Raw genomic sequence first — 4644 nt, 5'->3', positions numbered from 1 at the left:
ACCAGGGCGCCCAACAACCAACCCAGTTGTGGCACACCAGGATTCAGGGTCAGCCACATGCCACCCGCGGCCAGCAAGCACCCGGCGATCAACAGGGCGGCGTAGACGACGAAGTACATCGGCAACGTCGTCTGCCTGGTCAAGACGTAGAGGTGCGCCACGACGATGCCCAGCAGCAGCAGTCCACCGAGCGCGGTGACGGTTCGGGGCACGTTGAAGGCGACGTAGCCGCCCAGCCGCAACATTCGGTAGACCCTGCTGCGCTTCCACAGTTCGACGAGCATTTTGTCGGCTGGCTCCACGGCGGCTAGGTACCCCGCGCGGGTTCCTGGCAAACGTTTTTCAGAGATGCCCGCGGTGGTCTCATGCGGTCCCGGCACCCACCGACGGTCCGCATCCGTCGGCGAGTCGATGCGCCGTCTCGAACAACAGCGCATGCACGAAGGCCTGCGGTAAGTTGCCGCGCAGCTGGCGCTGTCGGACATCGAATTCTTCGGTGAACAATCCGGGCGGGCCGCAGGCGGTGCGGTTGCGTTCGAACCATCGAACGGCGGCGAGATCATTGCCGTGCTGGTGATCGGCCAGTGCCATGAGGAAGCCACACAACAAGAAAGCGCCTTCGGCGTCGCCGAGTGGCCGCTCGTCTGGCTGGAACCGGTACACAAAGCCGTCTCGGCCCAGCTCGGTGCGCACCGCCTCGAGCGTGGCAACCGTGCGCGGATCGTTGACGGGGATCGCTCCACGGATCGACGCCATCAACAGCGCAGCGTCGATCCGCGGATCGTCTGGTGCGCGTTGCCATCTGCCGCTGGGGTGCAAACAATCCGAATCGGCGTCGGCGACCAGTAGGTCGGCCAGGTGTTGCCACTCGGCGCCCTGCCGGGCGGGTGCCTGCTCGCCGATGCGGCGCAGCCCTGCGGCGCAGATGAGCCGTGAATGGGCCCAGCGGTGATCGTCTATTTCCCAGATGCCGGCGTCCGGCTCGCGCCACCGGTCCTCGATCGCCCGGACCAACGTCTCCACGGCACGCCACGTGGTGCGGTCGAGGCGGTCAAGCCTGGCGGCTGCCGCCAGCAGCAGCAGCGCCTCGCCGAACGCGTCGAGCTGGAACTGGTCGGTCACCCAATTGCCGGTCTTGACGTCAGCGCCGGGATAGCCGGGCAGGTCCAGATCCTGTTCTTCCGGAGGCGGTTCGCCGGTGACCGAGTATGCGGGCTTGAGTCCGGGACCGTCGGCAAGCACACGTTCGCTGACGAAGCGAACGGCGTCGTCGAGCAGCGGGTACGGACCAGCGGCCGCGACGGCTTGCCCTGCGTAACACTGGTCGCGGATCCAGCAATAGCGGTAGTCGTAGTTGCGGCCTTGTTCGGCGCGCTCCGGCAGCGACATCGTCGCCGCCGCCACCATGCCGCCGCCGCTGCTGGTCAAACCGCGCAGTACCGCGTACGCGGTCTGGCTGTCGAGGTCGGCCAAGGTGCCCGAGAAGCCAGGAACTGCGTTAGCCCACGCCTGTTCGGTGGCACGCCAGGCGTCGTTGGGTCGCACCGCGTCTTTGGGCAATTCTTGATCGGAAACTTCCAGCACCAAGTCGTGGTCGCGCCCGGGCGTAACGTCCACGACCGCGTGCAGCGCCCCGTCATCGCCGCGCCGGGCGCCTTCGGCTCCGCTCCACCGGAATCGGTGCGGGCCCGACCGGCCGGTCCACACGCCGTCGTTGTTGGACAGGTCACGCATGTCGTCGGCGCCGAAGTTTGCGCGCAGGTCCAGCGTGGTCCGGATGCGCGCGGGCCCGTCCAGCGCGCGGATGCGGCGCAGCACGACAGCAGTGTGCGGGTCGCCCGGAAGGCCAGTGCCTCACGGCATTCCACGATTCCGTCGGTGGTCACCCAGCGGGAGCGCCAGATCAGCGACCGCTGTTCGTATCGGCCGCCCCACACGAACCGCGGGTGGTCCGGGGAAACGGCGTAGACGCCGCCACCTCCCAGCAGTGCGCTGAACACCGCTGGACTGTCCCACCGCGGCACGCTCATCCAGCAGCAGTCACCGCGCGGTCCGACGACAACTCCGCGTTCGCCGTCGGCCAGCAATGCGTATTCCCGAAGTACGTGCGGCGCAAGCTCTTCGGCGAGTGCTGGCTTCTCCTCCATCTTCACCTTTCGCCCGCGCCATATACCTGGTCGGTGCAGGGCATACCCGGTTTGTGTTGCGGGTAGACACCGCGCATGACTGTGCATGCCGACGCCGTTCCCGTCGAATCCGTCGAAGCCTCCGCTTACACGATTCCCACCGATGCTCCTGAGTCGGATGGGACCTTGTCGTGGGATTCGACGACCGTCGTGCTGGTGACCGTACGCGCCGGCGGCAAGACCGGGACCGGCTACACGTACGCGGGGACCCCTGTGGTGACCGTGGTGGAGTCGAAGTTGGCGGAGGTGGTCAAGGGCAAGGACGCTTTGCAGCCGCCGGCCCGGTGGGCGGAGATGCAGCACGCGGTGCGCAACCTGGGCAAGCCGGGGGTGGTGGCCGAGGCGATCTCGGCCACCGACATCGCGTTGTGGGACTTGCGGGCCCGGTTGCTGGACGAACCGCTGGTGGTCACGCTAGGCGCGGTACGCGACGCCACCCCGGTCTACGGCAGCGGCGGGTTCACCTCCTATGACAACGACGCGCTGCGGGCGCAGCTGTGCGGCTGGGTCGAGGCCGGGATTCCGCGGGTCAAGATGAAGGTGGGCCGCGACCCGGGGGTCGACATGGACAGGGTGGCCGCGGCCCGATCCGCGATCGGCGATGCGGCTGAGCTGTTCGTCGACGCCAACGGCGCCTACAACCGCAAACAAGCGCTGCTCTGGGCCGGGCGCTTCGCCGAGTACGACGTGCGGTGGTTCGAAGAACCCGTGACCTCTGATGATCTCGACGGGCTGCATCAGCTGTGCCAGCAAGGACCGCCGGGGATGGACATCGCCGCCGGTGAATACGGCTACGACTTGCCGTATTTCCACCACATGCTCGACGCTGGCGCGGTGGACTGCTTGCAGGCCGATGTGACGCGCGCGCTGGGGATCACCGGGGTGCTCAAGGTCGCGGCGCTGTGCGACGCTAGCGGCATGGACCTGTCGTTGCACTGCGCGCCGCAGATCAGCGGCCAGGTGGGCACGGCCGTGTGGCATGTGCGGCATCTGGAGTATTTCCACGACCACGTGCGCATCGAAGGGATGGCCTTCGACGGTGTTTTAGAGCCGCAACCGGGTGGCGTCCTGCGCCCAGACCGAACCGCGCCCGGTCACGGGCTGACCGTCAAGCAGGCTGACATCGAGAAGTTCCGGGTGGCCTAAACGGCTGGTTGCAGGCCCGGTTCATGATCCCGGCGAAACTTCACAGCTCGGACTTAATTAGTCGTTGTAACGTTTTGCATTGCTGCGACGACTAAGTTGTAGACCGCAGGCCGCCCGGTGTTCTCCAGCGACCAGACCGCGGCGAGCTCAACGGACTTTGGAGGGCCGATGGACGTCGTACTTGGTGTCTCGATGGCTCCCGAGACGATCCGGATGGTGCTGGTCGAGGGCCAAGACGGCGACGGCGTGACGGTCGAGGAAGACAGCTTTGACACCGCCACTGCCCCGGCGTTGGCGACATGCAGCGCATCCGAACAAGTGGTGGCCGCCATTCTGGGCACGCGTGAAGGCGCCGCCGAAGCCGGTCACCACCTGCTGTCGACCGGGGTCACCTGGACCGACCAAGCCGAAGCCGGCGCGCTGCGGGACGCGCTGGCCGCCCACAAGGTCGAGAACGTCATGCTGGTCTCGGCTTTTCTGGCCGCGGCCGCCCTGACCCAGACGGTCGGCAATGCGATTGGCTACGAGCACATCGCGATGCTGTTCGTCGAGCCTGATACCGCGACGCTGGCTGTCGTGGACTCCGCTGACGGTTCGATTACCGACGTGCACCGCCAGTCGCTGCCTGTTGCGGTCGACCCTGTGCTCGGGTTGATTTCCATGGTCGCCAGCGTGGCGGGGCTGGAATCGCGGCCGGAGGGTCTGTTTCTGGTCGGTTCCGGTGTCGACATCGCCGCGATCAAGCCGCGCCTGGAAGCTGCTACACCGCTTGCGGTGAGCGCACCGGAAGAGCCGGAGACGGCGTTGGCTCGCGGTGCGGCGCTGGCTTCGGCCAATGCGCCGCTGTTCGCGTCGTCGACCGCTGCTTTGGCCTACGCGCAGGATCCCGGCACCGGCTCGTTCGCTTATGTGGATTTCGTCGGCGGTTCCGCTGGTGCATCGTCGGCCGACGAGGGTTTGGCCTACAGCGCCGCACACGATGAGCCTTCCGGCGACCGTGTCGTCAGCGAAGCCCGGCAGCGGCGCAGTCCGATGCTGCTGGTCGGTACCACGTTGGCCACGATCGTTGTCGGTGGCGTTGTGGCGCTGGCGATTTCGTTGGCGATCGGTATCCGCCCGACGGTCGCTTTGCGACCCGAGCCGGGTCAAAACCTCATCGTGCCCGCCCAACAGGCACCGTCGCCACCGGCTGCACAAGCCCGCGCTCCAGAGCCGCAAGCGATGCACCAGACGGCTCCGGTGGTGGCCGCGGCGGCGCCAGCCCCGGTGGCCAGCCCACCGATTGCGGCCGCGGCCCCGCCTGTTCCTGTTC

3 protein-coding genes and 1 pseudogene (1 of these 4 only partly in view) are annotated in these 4644 nt (G+C 67.2%); 2 read left to right on the top strand and 2 right to left on the bottom strand.

The annotated features are described in order from the left end of the window. Positions 1–302, bottom strand: partial view of an oxidoreductase gene (locus ACFE99_RS13365; protein WP_375485999.1) — the 5' portion only. It extends 202 nt beyond the left edge of the window; the window shows 302 of its 504 coding nt (coding positions 1–302); the start codon lies at positions 300–302; its stop codon lies off the left edge, out of view. A gap of 61 nt (positions 303–363) precedes the next feature. Then, positions 364–2147: pseudogene (locus ACFE99_RS13360) on the bottom strand (glycoside hydrolase family 15 protein). Between the two features lie 75 nt (positions 2148–2222). On the opposite strand from ACFE99_RS13360, the gene ACFE99_RS13355 reads away from it, so the two are divergent. Further along, positions 2223–3332, top strand: a complete 1110-nt coding sequence (locus ACFE99_RS13355; RefSeq protein ID WP_375485997.1) for an enolase C-terminal domain-like protein — start codon at positions 2223–2225, stop codon at positions 3330–3332. Between the two features lie 168 nt (positions 3333–3500). Next, positions 3501–4644 (top strand): hypothetical protein (locus ACFE99_RS13350; protein ID WP_375485995.1); only part of this gene is annotated, 1144 nt, incomplete at its 3' end.

Source organism: uncultured Mycobacterium sp. (genome assembly GCF_964249325.1).
Taxonomy (GTDB): Bacteria; Actinomycetota; Actinomycetes; order Mycobacteriales; family Mycobacteriaceae; genus Mycobacterium.
This window is presented reverse-complemented; position numbering and strand designations above follow the sequence as displayed.